The sequence below is a fragment of the Streptomyces sp. NPDC047841 genome (genome assembly GCF_040704085.1).
Taxonomy (GTDB): Bacteria; Actinomycetota; Actinomycetes; order Streptomycetales; family Streptomycetaceae; genus Streptomyces; species Streptomyces argyrophylli.
In genome coordinates this window covers 147,051-164,673 of record NZ_JBEYRP010000002.1, presented here as the reverse complement: position 1 = coordinate 164,673, position 17,623 = coordinate 147,051, and the positions used below count along the sequence as shown (strand labels likewise).

Annotated in this window: 12 protein-coding genes; all 12 read right to left on the bottom strand. The window is 68.1% G+C overall.

Annotated features, from left to right (window positions below):
• Window positions 1–5 precede the first annotated feature (5 nt).
• Window positions 6–425: a 50S ribosomal protein L23 gene (gene rplW, locus AB0947_RS03295; protein WP_030601206.1), complete on the bottom strand. Its 420-nt coding sequence runs from the start codon at window positions 423–425 to the stop codon at window positions 6–8.
• The gene (gene rplD, locus AB0947_RS03290) at window positions 425–1,081 is read right to left on the bottom strand and encodes a 50S ribosomal protein L4 (RefSeq protein WP_366748560.1); all 657 of its coding nucleotides are present in this window, start codon (window positions 1,079–1,081) and stop codon (window positions 425–427) included. The genes rplW and rplD overlap by 1 nt, the downstream gene beginning before the upstream one ends.
• Window positions 1,082–1,089: 8 nt before the next feature.
• The gene (gene rplC, locus AB0947_RS03285; RefSeq protein ID WP_020135811.1) at window positions 1,090–1,734 is read right to left on the bottom strand and encodes a 50S ribosomal protein L3; all 645 of its coding nucleotides are present in this window, start codon (window positions 1,732–1,734) and stop codon (window positions 1,090–1,092) included.
• 16 nt (window positions 1,735–1,750) lie between these two features.
• The gene (gene rpsJ / locus AB0947_RS03280; protein ID WP_003948644.1) at window positions 1,751–2,059 is read right to left on the bottom strand and encodes a 30S ribosomal protein S10; all 309 of its coding nucleotides are present in this window, start codon (window positions 2,057–2,059) and stop codon (window positions 1,751–1,753) included.
• A gap of 476 nt (window positions 2,060–2,535) precedes the next feature.
• A complete protein-coding gene (locus AB0947_RS03275; protein ID WP_366748559.1) occupies window positions 2,536–3,042 on the bottom strand; it encodes a hypothetical protein in 507 nt (168 codons plus the stop codon).
• A 3-nt stretch (window positions 3,043–3,045) separates the two neighbouring features.
• Entirely contained in the window at window positions 3,046–4,386 is a 1,341-nt protein-coding gene (locus tag AB0947_RS03270) for an ATP-binding protein (RefSeq protein WP_366748558.1), read from the bottom strand.
• 141 nt (window positions 4,387–4,527) lie between these two features.
• On the bottom strand, window positions 4,528–7,515 hold the full coding sequence (locus AB0947_RS03265; RefSeq protein ID WP_366748793.1) for a glycosyl hydrolase 115 family protein: 2,988 nt from the start codon (window positions 7,513–7,515) through the stop codon (window positions 4,528–4,530).
• Between the two features lie 786 nt (window positions 7,516–8,301).
• The gene (gene tuf, locus AB0947_RS03260) at window positions 8,302–9,495 is read right to left on the bottom strand and encodes an elongation factor Tu (RefSeq protein WP_014674366.1); all 1,194 of its coding nucleotides are present in this window, start codon (window positions 9,493–9,495) and stop codon (window positions 8,302–8,304) included.
• 156 nt (window positions 9,496–9,651) lie between these two features.
• Window positions 9,652–11,778: an elongation factor G gene (gene fusA, locus AB0947_RS03255; RefSeq protein ID WP_366748557.1), complete on the bottom strand. Its 2,127-nt coding sequence runs from the start codon at window positions 11,776–11,778 to the stop codon at window positions 9,652–9,654.
• Window positions 11,779–11,817: 39 nt separating this feature from the next.
• Window positions 11,818–12,288: a 30S ribosomal protein S7 gene (gene rpsG / locus AB0947_RS03250; RefSeq protein ID WP_003998848.1), complete on the bottom strand. Its 471-nt coding sequence runs from the start codon at window positions 12,286–12,288 to the stop codon at window positions 11,818–11,820.
• A 2-nt stretch (window positions 12,289–12,290) separates the two neighbouring features.
• Window positions 12,291–12,662, bottom strand: coding sequence for a 30S ribosomal protein S12 (rpsL, locus tag AB0947_RS03245; RefSeq protein ID WP_003948652.1), 372 nt, complete (start codon window positions 12,660–12,662; stop codon window positions 12,291–12,293).
• A gap of 982 nt (window positions 12,663–13,644) precedes the next feature.
• Window positions 13,645–17,544, bottom strand: coding sequence for a DNA-directed RNA polymerase subunit beta' (locus AB0947_RS03240; protein WP_171153693.1), 3,900 nt, complete (start codon window positions 17,542–17,544; stop codon window positions 13,645–13,647).
• Window positions 17,545–17,623 lie beyond the last annotated feature (79 nt).

Here is a 17,623-nt window from a genome sequence, read left to right as displayed (position 1 = left end):
CCCGCTTACGCGGTCGGACCGCCGAAGATGTCGATACGGTCGCCCTCGGCGAGGGTCACGATCGCGCGCTTGCTGCCCGCGCGCTGACCGAAACCGGTCTTGGTGCGCTTGCGCTTGCCCTGGCGGTTGATCGTGTTGACCCCGGTGACCTTGACGTCGAAGACCGCCTGGACGGCCTGCTTGATCTGGGTCTTGTTGGCGTTCGGGTCGACGATGAACGTGTACTTGTTCTCGTCGAGGAGCGCGTAGCTCTTCTCGGAGACGACCGGCTTGAGCAGGACGTCACGGGGGTCCGTGTACGACTTGCTCAGCGGGGTCTCGACGGTGTTCTTGCCCTCGGTGGCGTGACGGCGCGCCTTGGCGACGCGCGCGGCCTTGGCGGCCTTGGCGGCCTTCGAGGCAATGGCGGGGTGACGGATGGCCATCAGACCTCGCTCCCTTCGGTGTCGTTGGCCTTGTTCGGGCCGGCGACGAAGGACTCGAAAGCGGCCTGGGTGAAGACCACGTCGTCCGAGACGAGAACGTCGTACGTGTTCAGCTGGCCCGGCTCCAGGATGTGGACCTGGGGCAGGTTGCGGGCGGACAGCCACGCGGCCTCGTCGGCGCGGTCGACGACCAGGAGCAGGTTCTTGCGCTCCGAGATCTTGCCGAACAGCGACCTGGCGGCCTTGGTGCTGGCGTTCCCGCCCTCGACCACGCCGGAGACGACGTGGATGCGGTTGTGGCGCGCCCGGTCGGTGAGGGCACCGCGCAGGGCGGCGGCCTTCATCTTCTTCGGGGTGCGCTGCGAGTAGTCGCGCGGCACGGGACCGTGCACGACGCCACCACCGGCGAACTGCGGCGCGCGGGTCGAACCCTGGCGGGCGCGACCGGTGCCCTTCTGGCGGTACGGCTTCTTGCCGCCACCACGGACTTCACCGCGGGTCTTGGTCTTGTGCGTGCCCTGGCGGGCAGCGGCCAGCTGCGCGACGACGACCTGGTGGATCAGCGGAACGCTGACCTTGGCGTCGAAGATCTCCGCGGGGAGCTCGACGGAACCGGCCTTCTCGCCCGCCGGCGAAAGGATGTCAACAGTGCTCATCGGTTACCTCAGGCCCCCTTGGCCGCGGTGCGGACCAGGACGAGGCCGCCGTTCGGACCGGGAACCGCGCCCTTGATGAGCAGCAGACCCTTCTCCGCGTCAACGGCGTGGACGGTCAGGTTCTGGGTGGTGACCCGCTCGTTGCCCATGCGACCCGCCATGCGGAGGCCCTTGAACACGCGGCCCGGGGTGGCGCAGCCACCGATGGAACCGGGCGAGCGGTGCTTGCGCTGGGTGCCGTGTCCGGCGCCGAGGCCCTTGAAGTTGTGACGCTTCATGACACCGGCGAAGCCCTTGCCCTTGCTCTTGCCGGTCACGTCGACCTTGATGCCGGCCTCGAACACCTCGGCGGTGATCTCCTGGCCGAGGGTGTACTCGCTGGCGTCAGCGGTACGGATCTCGACGAGGTGGCGGCGGGGGGTGACGTCGGCCTTGGCGAAGTGGCCCTTGAGGGGCTTGTTCACCTTGCGCGGGTCGATCTCGCCGAACGCGATCTGGACGGACTCGTAGCCGTCGACGTCGTTCGTACGGACCTGGGTGACGACGTTGGGGCCGGCCTTGACGACGGTGACCGGAACAACACGGTTGTTCTCGTCCCACACCTGCGTCATGCCGAGCTTCTCGCCCAGGATGCCCTTGATCTGCTTAGCCATTCTCAGCCCACCAGCCTCAGAGCTTGATCTCGATGTCGACACCGGCCGGGAGGTCGAGTCGCATCAGAGAGTCAACGGTCTTGGGGGTCGGGTCGAGGATGTCGATCAGGCGCTTGTGCGTGCGCATCTCGAAGTGCTCGCGCGAGTCCTTGTACTTGTGCGGCGACTTGATGACGCAGTACACGTTCTTCTCAGTGGGCAGCGGCACCGGGCCCGCGACCGACGCACCGGTACGGGTCACCGTCTCGACGATCTTCTTCGCCGAGGAGTCGATGACCTCGTGGTCGTAGGCCTTGAGCCGAATGCGGATCTTCTGTCCCGCCATGGCTACTCAGTAGTCCTGTCTCTTCTCACGCTCTGGAACCCGGTGGTTCCTGCATCCCTAGTTCTCCGACCCACGCGGTCGGGCGTGTCGTACTCCCGCTGACACAGATGCCCCTTGTTCGAACATCCCTGCGGGATTGACACGGCCCTTCCGGAACCGCGGACCGGGGACCTCGGGTCCACCGGGCGCCTGGCCGGTGCCGCGCCCACGCTTCCCGGAAGATTCCCGTACGTCCGTCCCAGTGCTGCCCTAGGGCAGTTAGGACGACGAGTACTGTGGGACTCGCTTCCGGTCCTCCCGGCGGGAGGCGCGCAGCATCAACACTCGACCGAGCAACTCGGACAGTCTGCCATATGGGGCAGGCAGACCGCCAATCGAGCCGAAGAGATTACCCCGAAGGTGACGTAGGTCAAACCGAGGCCCGTGCGGCGTACCCGACGAAGGCGGTCGATCCGGGAGACTCCCCAGCGCATCACTCACGGCAGCTCGGCCCACGTCCCCATCGTCGCCTCCAGGGTCCAGATCCGGACCTCCGCCTGGACGCGGGCCGCGTACAGATCCCGCTCGGCGACGATGCTCAGATCACCGGTGCCGAGCTGCTGGCGTACGGCGTGCTCGGCCAGATCCATCCCCGTCGTACCGCCGTCGCACAACGAGCCGAGGAACGCTCCGTCCCAGGTGCGCTCGTGCAGCACCCAGGGAGCCTCACCCGCCGCGGTCTTGCGCAGCATGCTCAGGAAGGTCCCCGCACAGGTGCGGCGTGCCGAACCGTCCTTGATCTGGAACACGTGGTTGCCGGTCTCCACCACCGTCGCGGTGGGCAGCACGAACCGGACCCTCGCCCTGAGCCGGTCGTCCATCTCCGCGAGGATCCGCGAACGGTGACCGTTCATGTGAGGCACATCGAGGATCTCGACGAAGACCGACGTGTCGAGGAAGTCGACGACAGGGAGCCGGAGCCCCGAGCGGTGCTGTCTGCTCAAGACTCACAGGCTCCTCAGGAAGTCCTCGACGCTGGCCACGCCCGTGTCCCGGGGGCGCACGGCATCCGGCAGGCGGTTCTTCGTCACCGCGTCACCCAGGTCTCCCGCGGCCAGCAGGTCCACGTAGCCGGGGAGCTCTGTGAGGCGAGCCAGCACACTCTCCCCCGACTCCGGGTCCCTGCTGCACACAACGACCCCCGAATGGTCTTGCGCCTCAAGGGAATTGAGCAGCGCGGGACTGTGCGTGGTGAACAGCACGTCGATGCTGCGCCGTTCGGACTCCGCTTTCATCAGGCGCAGCACCCGCGCGGCCTGCGTGGGGTACAGGCCGTTCTCCACCTCTTCGATCACCAGGTGCCGCTGGGCCCGGAGGGGCCCGTCGTCCCCGTCGGAGACCGGGGCACTGAGCAGGGCCGTGCCGAAGGCGAGGAAGCGCAGCATGCCGTCGCTGAGGAGCCGTGCCGGCACGTCGTGGTCAGTGCCGTGGTAGCCCGACTCGCGCAGTACGAGCTGCACGTCACCGAGCCGTGTGTCGACCGTGCTGATGCCTCTCACCGGATACTCGGGCATGCCCGCCACAAGCTCCGTGAGCTGCGCGAAAGCGGAGGGGTCGGTCTCCCGCAACCCCTCGACCGCCGCGCTCAGATTGTCGGCGCTGCGCCGGAGTTCCGTGTCGCGCGCGTTGACGTACTGCCTCATGAGGTGAGGCACCGGGTCCAGCAGGAAGACTTCACGCAGTACGGCCAGGACGTCCTGTGTCGCCCTGTGCACCAGCTTGGTCGCTTCCGTGGTCGCGGGCAGACGTACCGGCACCTGGCTGGTCAGCAGGCGGTCGGCGGCGAACGGGATACCCGGGTCCAGGCCCCGGCGCCCGTTGAAGTACCGGACCTTGAGATCGCTGCGGCGCGGGTCCGCCGGGTCGCTGGCCAGGAGCGAACGGCCGGCTGCGAGCCTGCGCCCCCCGTAGGGGACGCCTTCGACCGCCGTCAGCTCCTCTCTCAGGATCCGCACCTCGGGCTGTACCGCGATCTCCACGTCCAGATCGAAGACCGCCTGGCCCGAGCGGACGCGGCAGCCGAGCTGGAAGCTGTCGTTCCCCAGGGGCGCGCACCCCTCGGCCCCGCCCCGGATGGGCTCCTCGGTGCCGGTTCTCGGGCCGTCCAGCGCATCCCGCACCGGCTCGCCCAGCGCCAGGCGGGACAGCACCATCAGTCCGTCCAGGGCGTTGGACTTGCCACTGCCATTGCGTCCGATCAGCACCGTGAGGTCCTGCAACGGCAGACGCTGGCCCGTGAAGCTCTTGAAAGAGGTCAGGCGCACCTCCTCCAGGCGGGGAGTTTCCACCGCGCGCACCTCTCTCACTAGCTCCGGCCCGGCTCGTCCTGGCGTCCAGCTAAGCAGCAGCCCTCACGAACCGTCCAACGATGACCGGCTACGGCCCGCCGCCAGTCGTTCACGTGCAGTCGTACCAGAGCTTATGCCGCTCTACAGCCGGCCCTCCTCCACCCGACGGCTCTCCACCGGCCCCAGGTACAGCGTCGGCAGGCCCCCCGTGTCGATCAGCAGGCGCTGCACCACCACCGTCGGGTCCACCATCCAGAACCTCAGCCGGTGGACGCCCGGCTCGGTCACGGTGTGCGTGGTCGCCGTCGCGTTGATGTTGTCCGAGGTGTGGCGGGCCCAGACCGTGTTCAGGGCGCCGTCGTCCGCGCCCGCGGTGATGTCGACGGTCCGGACCGGGCCGTCGTCCAGCGAGATGCCGTAGCGCAGGCCCGGGACGCCGGGGAGGGCCGGGTTGCGCGGGGACAGGTGGGCCCACACCGTCACCTCGCCGGGGGCGGACAGCAGCGTCACCTCGTACTCCAGGTGCGGGGAGGAGCCGCCGGGGGTCCGGCTCGGGGACGTCACCGGCCACGGTGTCACGCCCGCCCCGGTCCGTCCGATGCCGTCGATGCGGCGCCACTGGCCGACCGCCCGGTCGTAGTGCCCGGCGTCGATCGCCACGTAGCCGCCGGCCTCCACGAAGCCGCGCGCCCGCACGCCCGACGGGCGCTCCGCCACGCACCGCACCGGCACCGACGCCCCCGCGCCGCGCACCGTCAGGGTCGCCTCCGCGCGGTCGGCGGGCAGGCGTGACCAGTCCACCTCCACCTCCAGGCGGACCTGCTGGTCCACCCGGCCGCGCGGGCGGTCCACCCGCAGCCACGGCGCCGAGACCGACACCTCGTACGGGAAGGGCGTACGGCCCCGGTTGAAGATCTCCACGTACTGCCGGGGGCGGGACTGGTACGGGCTGAACGGCGGCAGGGACGCGGCCGAGGAGGAGCCGCCCGGCCACCACTCCCCCGCGTCCTCCGCGCCGTCCACCGACACGCCCAGCTCCGCACCCGAGGGCACCTCGACGCGCCGCACCGCGGGGAACAGCACGTCCGGCAGCGCCACGTTGTCCTTCTCCGGCTGCTGCCAGCCCGCGTTGGGTCCGTAGCGGTCGACGTCGCCGTAGTCGATGTGAGGCTGGGTCTGGAAGCCCCGCCACTTGCCGCCGGCGACACCGGAGCCGAAACGGTCCGCCAGGGCGAAGTCCCGGCCCAGGGCGGCATCCGCCCGCGCGGCGAGGTCGTTCGCCGCGGCCCGGCCCTGTGCCGCGTACAGCAGGTTCGTGAACTCCGCCTCGCGCAGCGCGTACAGGTTCGCGGTCGCCGTGACCGCGTAGCCGGCCAGTTCGAACCACGCGTCCCGCAGCCGCTGCGGCAGTCTGCGCTCGACGCGTTCCGCGCGGCGGCCCAGCGCGCGCCACTCCTCGGTGACCCGTTCCAGCTCCCGGTGCGCGAAGTAGTAGGGGCTCTGCCGGTCGTCGTACACGACCTGGTCGCCCACGAGGGTGATCCGGCGGTTCAGCAGTTCCGGCTTGCGGCGGGCCTGGAGCCGGCCGTAGTCCGCCAGCAGGGACGCGATCTCCTTCGCCTGCGCCTCGCCGAAGTTCTGGCGGGCGTAGCGCTCCTCCCAGGCGCCGAGGCGCTCCAGCGGACAGGCGTCGGGGTTCCAGGCGTAGGAGAGGAAGAACTCCGTCGGCAGCTCGTTGCCCTTCAGGTCGCCGACGTTGGCCACCCACAGGCCGTGGTTGCCGTAGGCGTGCGCCTGGTGGAGCTGGTCCCAGACGTTCCTGAGGTTGGCGGTGTCGACCCACTTGTAGTTGCGGCCGGCACCGACGTAGTCGAAGTGGTAGTACAGGCCGTAGCCGCCGGTGCGCGGGCTGTCCGGGTGCTTGCGGATGTTGCCCCAGTTGTCGTCCGTGAGGACCACGGTGACGTCGTCGGGGGCGCGCAGGCCGCGGTCCCAGTAGCGCTGGACCTCCTTGTAGAGGGTCCAGACTTGGGGGGTCTCGGCCGCCGGTCTGCCGGTCACCTCCTCGATGATGCGGCGCTGGTCGGCGATGATCTGCTGCATCAGTTCGATGCCGTCGCCGTCGGGCAGGCTGGTGTCGCCGTTGCCGCGCATCCCGAGCGTGACGACGCCCTCGAAGCCCTGGTCGGCCATGCGCTGGATGCCGGCGCGCCAGTACGCGCGGATCGCCTCGGGGTTGCGGCGGTACGACCACTCGCCCGTGCCCCCGTAGGGGTCGGTCCCGGAGCCGGCGTGCCGGTTCCACTCCTCGATGCCCCGCATCATCGGCGCCTCGTGGGACGTGCCCATGACGATGCCGTACTCCGCCGCCCGGCGGTGGTTGTCCGGGTCGTCCTCCGCGAACGCCCGGCCCCAGACCGCCGGCCACAGGTAGTTGCCCTTCAGGCGCAGCAGGACCTCGAAGACCCTCGCGTAGAAGTCTGCGGTGAAGCCGCCGGGGTACCCCGGTGCCTTCCCCTCGCCGAAGTACGCCGGTGCCCAGGTGCCGAGCGCCGGGTTCTCGTCGTTGATGAAGACGCCCCGGTACTTCACCACCGGGGTGCCCTGGGTGAAGCGTCCGGCCGTCACCCAGACCGCGTCGCGCCGGGCCGGCGGTACGTCGTCCCACCAGTGCCAGGGTGAGACGCCGATGCCGTACGAGACGTCGTAGGCCCCGAAGATCGTGCCCCTCGGGTCGCTGCCCGCGATGACGAACGCCCGCTCCACACCCGGCATCGGGTGCTCCACGACCGTCTGCAGCGAGGTCTCCCACCTGCCCCGCACGCCCGTGACGTCCAGCTTCCCGGACCGGATCAGGCCGTCGATCAGCGGGCTGCGGCCGATCGTGCCGAGCAGGACCGGGAAGCGGCCGATCGTCGTGCCCGGGCGCACGCCGGTCACCCGCGCCAGGTCGTCCCGGAGGTCCCCGGCCACCCGTACGACCCCCGGGTGGTCCTCCGCGCTCACCACCACGGGCGCGCCGACCAGCGAGAACACCCCGCCCGTGAACGAGATGTACGCCCCCGGCTCCGTCACCCGGAGCCCGTCCCCCGGGGTGGCGGCCGCCGTCCCCGACGCCCCCACGGGCATCGCGGCCAGCCCCGCGCCGAGGACCGTCCCGCCGAGCACCGTCCTACGGCTGACGTGCGCAGACGACATACCTCACCCCTCCAGCCGCTCCCGCGTCTATTTGCTCACCGGCATGACAAATAGTGAGGGGAGGCGGGGGCGGGGGGAACGGGTCGTACGCGCCGAATAGTTTCGGAGCCGTCAGCGGGCCGCGCCCGCGAGCAGGAAGCCGTCTTCCAGCACCGGGTTGTTCGCCCGGAGCAGGTTGCCGCCCGGCGGGAGGCCGATCGTCCTGCGCTGCGCCCCTGATCCCCGGGTCGCGCACCGACACCGTCAGGGTGCGGGCCGGCTGCCCGGTGATGGCGTTCGAGGAGTCGACCGGCGGCTGGATCCCGTTCACCACGGTCTTCGCGTCCCGCCCGGGGCGCAGCGCCTTCAGCGGCGCGGACACCCGTGCGCCGTCCCCGGTGCCGGGCCTCGTGGCGTGGTCCCAGGTGACCGGCAGGCCGTGCGCTCCACCGACCAGCCCCCGCGGGCCCTCTGTCTCCACGGCGACGCCCTCACCGCCCAGGGTCCGCGACGGCTCCAGCGACCCTTTGAGACCGGGGGCATGAAGCGGCCAGGGGCGCGGGACGGCTTCCGTAGCCGGCAGCGGGAAGTAGTGGCAGCCGTTGACACCGCACCGGCCGCCGTAAGAGCCGGACACGCGAAGAGGCCCGTACGACCGGAGTCGTACGGGCCTCTCGCAGGTCGAGACCTTCGGGTCAGGTACTGGCCCTCAGGCCGTCAAGCCTCAAGCAAGCGGACTTACTTGACGATCTTGGTGACCTGGCCGGCGCCCACGGTGCGGCCACCCTCACGGATGGCGAACTTCAGGCCCTCTTCCATGGCGACGGGCTGGATGAGCTCCACCTTCATCTCGGTGTTGTCACCCGGCATGACCATCTCGGTGCCCTCGGGGAGGGTCACCACGCCGGTCACGTCCGTCGTGCGGAAGTAGAACTGCGGACGGTAGTTGTTGAAGAACGGCGTGTGGCGGCCACCCTCGTCCTTGGAGAGGATGTAGGCCTGCGCCTCGAACTCGGTGTGCGGGGTGACCGAGCCCGGCTTGATGATGACCTGGCCGCGCTCGACGTCCTCGCGCTTGATGCCACGGAGGAGCAGACCGACGTTCTCACCGGCCTGGCCCTCGTCGAGCAGCTTGCGGAACATCTCGATGCCGGTGACCGTGGTGGTGGTCTTCTCGGTCTTGATGCCGATGATGTCGACGGTCTCGTTGACCTTCAGGACACCACGCTCGATACGGCCGGTGACGACCGTACCGCGACCGGTGATCGTGAAGACGTCCTCGATCGGCATGAGGAACGGCTTGTCGACGTCGCGCTCCGGCTGCGGGATCGACTCGTCGACGGCCTTCATCAGGTTGAGGACGGAGTCCACCCACTCCTGCTCGCCCTCGAGGGCCTTGAGCGCGGAGACCTTGACGACCGGAACGTCGTCGCCGGGGAACTCGTACTCGGAGAGGAGCTCACGGACCTCGAGCTCGACGAGCTCCAGGATCTCCTCGTCGTCCACCATGTCGGCCTTGTTCAGGGCGACGACGATGTACGGAACGCCGACCTGGCGGGCCAGGAGCACGTGCTCCTTGGTCTGCGGCATCGGGCCGTCGGTCGCGGCGACCACCAGGATCGCGCCGTCCATCTGCGCGGCACCGGTGATCATGTTCTTGATGTAGTCCGCGTGACCCGGGCAGTCGACGTGGGCGTAGTGACGCGCCTCGGTCTGGTACTCGACGTGCGCGATGGAGATGGTGATACCGCGCTGACGCTCCTCAGGAGCCTTGTCGATGTTGTCGAACGGGGTGGCCTCGTTCAGGTCCGGGTACGCGTCGTGCAGCACCTTGGTAATGGCGGCCGTGAGGGTCGTCTTACCGTGGTCGATGTGACCGATGGTGCCGATGTTGACGTGCGGCTTAGTCCGCTCGAACTTCGCCTTCGCCACTGGGGTCCTCCTGTGGAGTGGTTCTGTACGCCTTACTTCATCGGCGCCAGGTGATCTTTGCTGTAAAGGCCCGGAACCCGGGGCAAACGCTCACGATTGCGGACGTTTGCCCCTGGAGGCTCCGGAGTCAAGCCTACGGCGTGTGAACGCGGTGCGTTACTCGCCCTTGGCCTTCGCGATGATCTCCTCGGCGACGTTCCGCGGAACCTCGGCGTAGGAGTCGAACTGCATCGAGTAGCTTGCGCGACCCGACGTCTTGCTGCGGAGGTCGCCGACGTAGCCGAACATCTCCGACAGGGGCACGAGGCCCTTCACGACGCGGGCACCAGCCCGCTCCTCCATGGCCTGGATCTGGCCACGGCGGGAGTTGATGTCGCCGATGACCTCACCCATGTAGTCCTCGGGCGTGGTGACCTCGACGGCCATCATCGGCTCAAGGAGCACAGGGCTGGCCTTGCGCGCGGCCTCCTTGAAGGCCTGCGAACCGGCGATCTTGAACGCCAGCTCGGAGGAGTCCACCTCGTGGTAGGCACCGTCGAGCAGCGTGACGCGGACACCGGTCATCTCGTAACCGGCGAGGATGCCGAACTGCATGGCCTCCTGCGCACCGGCGTCGACCGAAGGAATGTACTCCTTCGGCACGCGGCCACCGGTCACCTTGTTGACGAACTCGTACGAGGCGTCGCCGCTCTCGATCGGCTCGATCGCGATGATGACGCGGGCGAACTGACCGGTACCACCCGTCTGCTTCTTGTGGGTGTACTCGACCTTCTCGACCGCCTTGCGGATGGTCTCGCGGTACGCGACCTGCGGCTTGCCGACGTTGGCCTCGACCTTGAACTCACGGCGCATACGGTCGACGAGCACCTCGAGGTGCAGCTCGCCCATACCGCCGATGATGGTCTGGCCGGTCTCCTCGTCCGAGTGGACCTGGAAGGACGGGTCCTCCTCGGCCAGGCGCTGGATCGCGACGCCCAGCTTCTCCTGGTCGCCCTTCGACTTGGGCTCGATGGCGACCTGGATGACCGGCGCCGGGAAGTCCATGGACTCCAGGATCACCGGCTGCTTGTCGTCGGACAGCGTCTCACCGGTGGTGGTCTGCTTCAGGCCCATGACGGCGACGATGTCGCCGGCGCCCACCGACTCGATCTCCTCACGCTTGTTGGCGTGCATGCGGTAGATCTTGCCGATGCGCTCCTTCTTGCCCTTGACGGAGTTCAGCACGGAGGTGCCGGACTCCAGGCGGCCGGAGTACACGCGGACGAAGGTGAGCTTGCCCAGGTGCGGGTCGCTCATGATCTTGAACGCCAGCGCGGACAGCGGCTCGTCGTCGGACGGCTTGCGCTTGATGACCGTCTCCGGGTCCTTGACGTCGTGGCCCTCGATGGCCTCGATGTCGACCGGGGACGGCAGGTAGCGCACGACCGCGTCGAGCAGGGGCTGGACGCCCTTGTTCTTGAACGCGGTACCGCAGAACACCGGGGTGACGGTGGTGCCGGTGCCCTTGCCGGACGCGATGGTGATACGACGGATCGCGGCGTACAGCTGCTCCTCGGTGGGCTCCTCGCCCTCCAGGTACAGCTCCATGATCTCTTCGTCGTTCTCGGCGACGGCCTCGACCAGCTTGCCGCGCCACTCCTCGGCGGCCTCGGTGTGCGTGGCGGGGATGTCGACGGTGTCGTACATCTCGCCCTTGGTCGCCTCGGCCGACCAGACCAGGGCCTTCATCTTCACCAGGTCGACGACGCCCTTGAAGTCCGCCTCGGCACCGATCGGCAGCTGCATGACCAGCGGCTGCGCGCCCAGACGGTCGGAGATCATGTCGACACAGCGGTGGAACTCGGCACCGGTGCGGTCGAGCTTGTTGACGAAGCAGATACGCGGAACGCCGTAGCGGTCCGCCTGACGCCACACCGTCTCGGACTGGGGCTCCACGCCGGCGACGCCGTCGAACACCGTCACAGCACCGTCGAGCACGCGCAGGGAACGCTCCACCTCGACGGTGAAGTCGACGTGACCCGGCGTGTCGATGATGTTGATGGTGTGGTCGACGTCCTCCAGCGACCAGTGACAGGTGGTGGCAGCAGAGGTGATCGTGATGCCACGCTCCTGCTCCTGCTCCATCCAGTCCATGGTGGCAGCGCCGTCGTGGACCTCACCGATCTTGTAAGACACACCGGTGTAGAACAGGATCCGCTCGGTGGTGGTCGTCTTGCCCGCGTCGATGTGGGCCATGATCCCGATGTTTCGGACCCTGGCCAGGTCAAGTGAAGTGGTAGCCATACGGCTTCAGTCTTCTCTCGGTCTCGATGTGGGTAGCGACTACCAGCGGTAGTGCGCGAAGGCCTTGTTGGACTCGGCCATCTTGTGGGTGTCCTCGCGCTTCTTCACGGCCGCACCGAGGCCGTTGGAGGCATCGAGAAGCTCGTTGAGGAGACGCTCGGTCATGGTCTTCTCGCGACGGGCGCGGGAGTAACCGACCAGCCAGCGCAGCGCCAGGGTGTTGGCACGGCCGGGCTTGACCTCGACCGGAACCTGGTAGGTGGCGCCACCGACACGGCGGGACTTGACCTCGAGGGTCGGCTTGATGTTCTCAAGAGCGCGCTTGAGCGTGATGACCGGGTCGTTGCCGGTCTTCTCGCGCAGGCCCTCCATGGCGCCGTAGACGATGCGCTCGGCGGTGGAGCGCTTGCCGTTCAGCAGCACCTTGTTGATCAGGGAGGTCACCAGAGGAGAGCCGTAGACCGGGTCGATGATGACCGGGCGCTTCGGGGCGGGGCCCTTACGAGGCATTCTTACTTCTCCTTCTTGGCGCCGTAACGGCTGCGAGCCTGCTTGCGGTTCTTGACACCCTGGGTGTCGAGCGAGCCGCGGATGATCTTGTAGCGAACACCCGGCAGGTCCTTCACACGGCCGCCGCGCACGAGCACGATGGAGTGCTCCTGCAGGTTGTGTCCCTCACCCGGAATGTAAGCGGTGACCTCGATGCCGCTGGTCAGACGCACACGCGCGACCTTGCGGAGGGCCGAGTTCGGCTTCTTCGGGGTGGTCGTGAACACGCGCGTGCAGACGCCACGACGCTGAGGGGAACCCTCGAGTGCGGGCGTCTTGTTCTTCTCGACCTTGTCCTGCCGGCCCTTGCGGACCAGCTGCTGGATCGTAGGCACTACTTCTCCGGTTTCTGTGTGCCGATGGGTACAGCTAACCTGGAACGTCGCCGACCCACGCGGTCGGGTGTGTCGAATCCGCCAGACTCCCACCGCAAGGCGGGAAGGGCGCAGATTACGGTGGCCGCTGACAGCTCGCCATGCGGTTTGCAGGCACGCACAGGAGCCAGGGCACACCCCAGGCACAAGGTCTGAGCGTACCTACCTCATTCGCTGCGGTCAAAACAAATGGGGTGGGCTTCGACACGCCAGCCCTTGACAAGGCCGGGGTTCGATCGGCGGTGTGCGCCAGGTAGTCACGGATCAGCTTGACGTCTTCTTGATCCTTCTGCCTCCCCAGCCGCTCCTTCCAGGTCAGGACTCGCGCAGCGGCGAGAAGGGAATCCCCTGGACCCCGGAAGGCGGCACCTCCGGATCCCCGAACCGCAGGACCGCCTTCCAGGCGTTCCCCCGGGCGACGACGTCCAGATCGTGTTCGCCGCCAGGACCAGGGCGGCCGGTTCTGGCTGGCCGGCTGCGAGAAAGGCGAGAGAAGCCCTCTAAGGAGGGAGAACGTCCTTTCGCCGGCAAGTCCAGCCGGACAGGGGCAGCGCCGCCGCGAGAGCGGCCGTACCGAGCCGCCTCGGCGGGGCAAGCGTCCCGGACGTCCCCAACCGCATGTCCGGGAATCCCGAACGCCATGGATCCCCGGAGCGCTGCCGGAGCATCACCCCCAGAGCCGCCAGAACGGCGGCGGAGAGCGTGATCCAGGGCCGCAGGCGATCCATGTAGGGGAAGACGGTGTAAACGCTCCAGACACGCACCACGACGGCCGCCGGGCCGGGCCGCGTGCGCTGCCAGCCCAGCCCCGGGGCACCACCAGGGCGGCCGTCAAGCCGAAGAAGATCCGGGCCGCCTACTTGACCGTGCGGGACATCCTGCCCGCACACGCCGAAGGGCGGCCACCCCGCAAGGTGACCGCCCTTCAGTTCAAGCTGCTCGCTTACTGGTTGTACGGACCGTAGTCGTAGTCCTCCAGCGGTACGGCCTGGCCGGAGCCCGTGCCGAACGGCGAGTAGTCGATGTCGTCGTAGCCGACGGCCGAGTACATCGCGGCCTTGGCCTCCTCGGTCGGCTCGACCCGGATGTTGCGGTAGCGGGACAGACCCGTACCGGCCGGGATGAGCTTACCGATGATGACGTTCTCCTTGAGGCCGATCAGCGAGTCCGACTTGGCGTTGATCGCCGCGTCGGTGAGGACTCGCGTCGTCTCCTGGAAGGACGCCGCCGACAGCCAGGACTCGGTCGCCAGCGAGGCCTTGGTGATACCCATCAGCTGCGGACGACCGGAGGCCGGGTGACCGCCCTCCTGGACCACACGGCGGTTCTCCTGCTCGAAGCGGGAGCGCTCGACCAGCTCGCCGGGCAGCAGCTCGGCGTCGCCGGACTCGATGATCGTCACGCGGCGGAGCATCTGCCGGATGATGATCTCGATGTGCTTGTCGTGGATCGACACACCCTGCGAGTTGTACACCTTCTGGACCTCGCCGACCAGGTGGACCTGGACGGCACGCTGACCCAGGATGCGCAGCACGTCGTGCGGGTTGGTGGCACCCACGGTGAGCTGCTGGCCCACCTCGACGTGGTCGCCCTCGCGGACTAGGACCTTGGCGCGCTTCGAGATCGGGTACGCCGTCTCGTCGCTGCCGTCGTCCGGGGTGACGACGATCTTCTTGGTCTTCTCGGTCTCCTCGATCCGGACGCGGCCGGAGGCCTCGGAGATCGGGGCGACACCCTTCGGGGTACGGGCCTCGAAGAGCTCGACGACACGCGGCAGACCCTGCGTGATGTCGTCACCGGCCACACCACCGGTGTGGAAGGTACGCATCGTCAGCTGGGTACCGGGCTCACCGATGGACTGGGCGGCGATGATGCCGACCGCCTCACCGATGTCGACCAGCTTGCCGGTGGCCAGCGAGCGGCCGTAGCACATCGCGCAGGTACCGACGGCGGACTCGCAGGTCAGGACCGAGCGGGTCTTGACCTCCTCGACGCCACGGCCGACGAGCTCCTCGATGAGGACGTCGCCCAGGTCGGTGCCGGCCGGGGCCAGCACCTGGCCGTCGACCACGATGTCCTCGGCGAGGCAGCGCGCGTACACGGACGTCTCGACGTCGTCCGCCTTGCGCAGCACGCCGTCGGCGCCACGGTCGGCGATCCGCAGCCGCAGGCCGCGGTCGGTGCCGCAGTCCTCCTCGCGGATGATGACGTCCTGCGAGACGTCGACCAGACGACGGGTGAGGTAACCCGAGTCGGCGGTACGCAGGGCGGTGTCCGCCAGACCCTTACGGGCACCGTGCGTGGAGATGAAGTACTCCAGCACGGACAGACCCTCACGGAACGAGGCCTTGATCGGACGCGGGATGGTCTCGTTCTTCGCGTTCGACACCAGACCACGCATACCGGCGATCTGCCGCATCTGCATCATGTTTCCTCGGGCACCCGAGTCAACCATCATGAAGATGGGGTTGGTCTTGGGGAAGTTCTCGTTCATCGCCTCGGCGACCTCGTTGGTCGCCTTGGTCCAGATCGCGATGAGCTCCTGCGTGCGCTCTTCCTTGGTGATCAGACCGCGCTCGTACTGCTTCTGGACCTTCTCGTCCTGCGCCTCGTAACCGCGGACGATCTCCTTCTTCGCCTCGGGAACGACGACGTCGGAGATGGCCACGGTGACACCGGAACGGGTCGCCCAGTAGAAGCCGGCCGCCTTCAGGTTGTCGAGCGTCGCCGCCACGATGACCTTCGGGTAGCGCTCGGCCAGGTCGTTGACGATCTCGGAGAGCTGCTTCTTGCCCACCGAGTAGTCGACGAACGGGTAGTCCTCGGGCAGCAGCTCGTTGAAGAGCGCGCGGCCCAGGGTGGTGCGCAGGCGGAAGCTGTCACCCTGCTGCCACTCCGGCTCGCCCTCCTCGCGCGCCGGCGGGGTCCAGCCGCGCGGCGGGATGGTGCCCACCGGGAAGCGGATGTCGATCGGCGACTGCAGCGCAAGCTCACCGGCGTCGAACGCCATGATCGCCTCGGCCGTGGAACCGAACGCGCGGCCCTCGCCCTTGGTGTCACGCAGCTCGCCGTCGGTGGTGAGGAAGAACAGACCGAGGACCATGTCCTGGGTCGGCATCGTCACCGGACGTCCGTCGGCCGGCTTGAGGATGTTGTTCGAGGACAGCATCAGGATGCGGGCCTCGGCCTGCGCCTCCGCGGACAGCGGCAGGTGCACGGCCATCTGGTCACCGTCGAAGTCCGCGTTGAACGCGGTGCAGACGAGCGGGTGGATCTGGATGGCCTTGCCCTCGACCAGCTGCGGCTCGAAGGCCTGGATGCCGAGGCGGTGCAGGGTGGGAGCACGGTTCAGCAGCACCGGGTGCTCGGCGATGACCTCTTCGAGGACGTCGTACACGACGGTGCGGCCGCGCTCCACCATGCGCTTGGCGCTCTTGATGTTCTGCGCGTGGTTCAGGTCCACCAGGCGCTTCATCACGAACGGCTTGAACAGCTCCAGCGCCATGGCCTTGGGCAGACCGCACTGGTGCAGCTTCAGCTGCGGGCCGACGACGATGACGGAACGCGCCGAGTAGTCGACTCGCTTGCCGAGCAGGTTCTGACGGAAGCGGCCCTGCTTGCCCTTGAGCATGTCGGACAGCGACTTCAGCGGACGGTTGCCGGGGCCCGTGACCGGGCGGCCGCGACGGCCGTTGTCGAAGAGCGCGTCGACGGCCTCCTGGAGCATGCGCTTCTCGTTGTTCACGATGATCTCGGGGGCACCGAGGTCGAGAAGGCGCTTCAGGCGGTTGTTGCGGTTGATGACACGGCGGTACAGGTCGTTCAGGTCGGAGGTCGCGAAGCGGCCACCGTCCAGCTGCACCATCGGACGCAGGTCCGGCGGGATGACCGGGACGCAGTCCAGGACCATGCCCTTGGGGCTGTTGGAGGTCTGCAGGAACGCGGAGACGACCTTCAGCCGCTTCAGGGCACGGGTCTTCTTCTGGCCCTTGCCGGTGCGGATGATCTCGCGGAGCCTCTCGGCCTCTTCCTCCAGGTCGAAGGACTCCAGGCGCTTCTGCAGCGCCGCGGCGCCCATCGAGCCGTCGAAGTAGGTGCCGAAGCGGTCGCGCAGCTCGCGGTAGAGCAGCTCGTCGCCCTCCAGGTCCTGGACCTTGAGGTTCTTGAACCGGTTCCACACCTCGTCGAGGCGGTCGATCTCGCGCTGCGCGCGGTCGCGCAGCTGCTTCATCTCACGCTCGGCACCCTCGCGCACCTTGCGGCGCACGTCGGCCTTGGCGCCCTCGGCCTCCAGCTCGGCCAGGTCGGACTCGAGCTTCTTGGCGCGGGCCTCCAGGTCGGCGTCCCGGCGGTTCTCGATCTGCTGACGCTCGACCGAGACGTGCGCCTCCAGGGAGGGCAGGTCGCGGGTACGGCGCTCCTCGTCGACGTACGTGATCATGTACGCGGCGAAGTAGATGACCTTCTCGAGGTCCTTCGGCGCCAGGTCCAGCAGGTAGCCGAGGCGCGAGGGGACACCCTTGAAGTACCAGATGTGCGTGACGGGGGCGGCCAGCTCGATGTGGCCCATCCGCTCACGGCGCACCTTGGCGCGCGTGACCTCGACGCCGCAGCGCTCGCAGATGATGCCCTTGAAGCGGACGCGCTTGTACTTGCCGCAGTAGCACTCCCAGTCCCGGGTCGGACCGAAAATCTTCTCGCAGAAGAGTCCGTCCTTCTCGGGCTTGAGGGTGCGGTAGTTGATGGTCTCGGGCTTCTTGACCTCGCCGTGGCTCCACTGACGGATGTCGTCAGCGGTGGCCAGGCCGATCCGGAGCTCGTCGAAGAAGTTGACGTCGAGCACTATGCGTCAATCCCTCTCAGGGTTGTAAGTCTGTGGTCTGAAACGGGGGCCTGGGGGTCGGCGGGGGCCTCACACGGTG

Coding starts and splice junctions, on each gene's coding strand:
- rplW (WP_030601206.1), bottom strand. CDS start 425: ATGGCCATCCGTCACCCCGCCATTGCCTCGAAGGCCGCCAAGGCCGCC.
- rplD (WP_366748560.1), bottom strand. CDS start 1,081: ATGAGCACTGTTGACATCCTTTCGCCGGCGGGCGAGAAGGCCGGTTCC.
- rplC (WP_020135811.1), bottom strand. CDS start 1,734: ATGGCTAAGCAGATCAAGGGCATCCTGGGCGAGAAGCTCGGCATGACG.
- rpsJ (WP_003948644.1), bottom strand. CDS start 2,059: ATGGCGGGACAGAAGATCCGCATTCGGCTCAAGGCCTACGACCACGAG.
- AB0947_RS03265 (WP_366748793.1), bottom strand. CDS start 7,515: ATGCCCGTGGGGGCGTCGGGGACGGCGGCCGCCACCCCGGGGGACGGG.
- fusA (WP_366748557.1), bottom strand. CDS start 11,778: ATGGCTACCACTTCACTTGACCTGGCCAGGGTCCGAAACATCGGGATC.
- rpsG (WP_003998848.1), bottom strand. CDS start 12,288: ATGCCTCGTAAGGGCCCCGCCCCGAAGCGCCCGGTCATCATCGACCCG.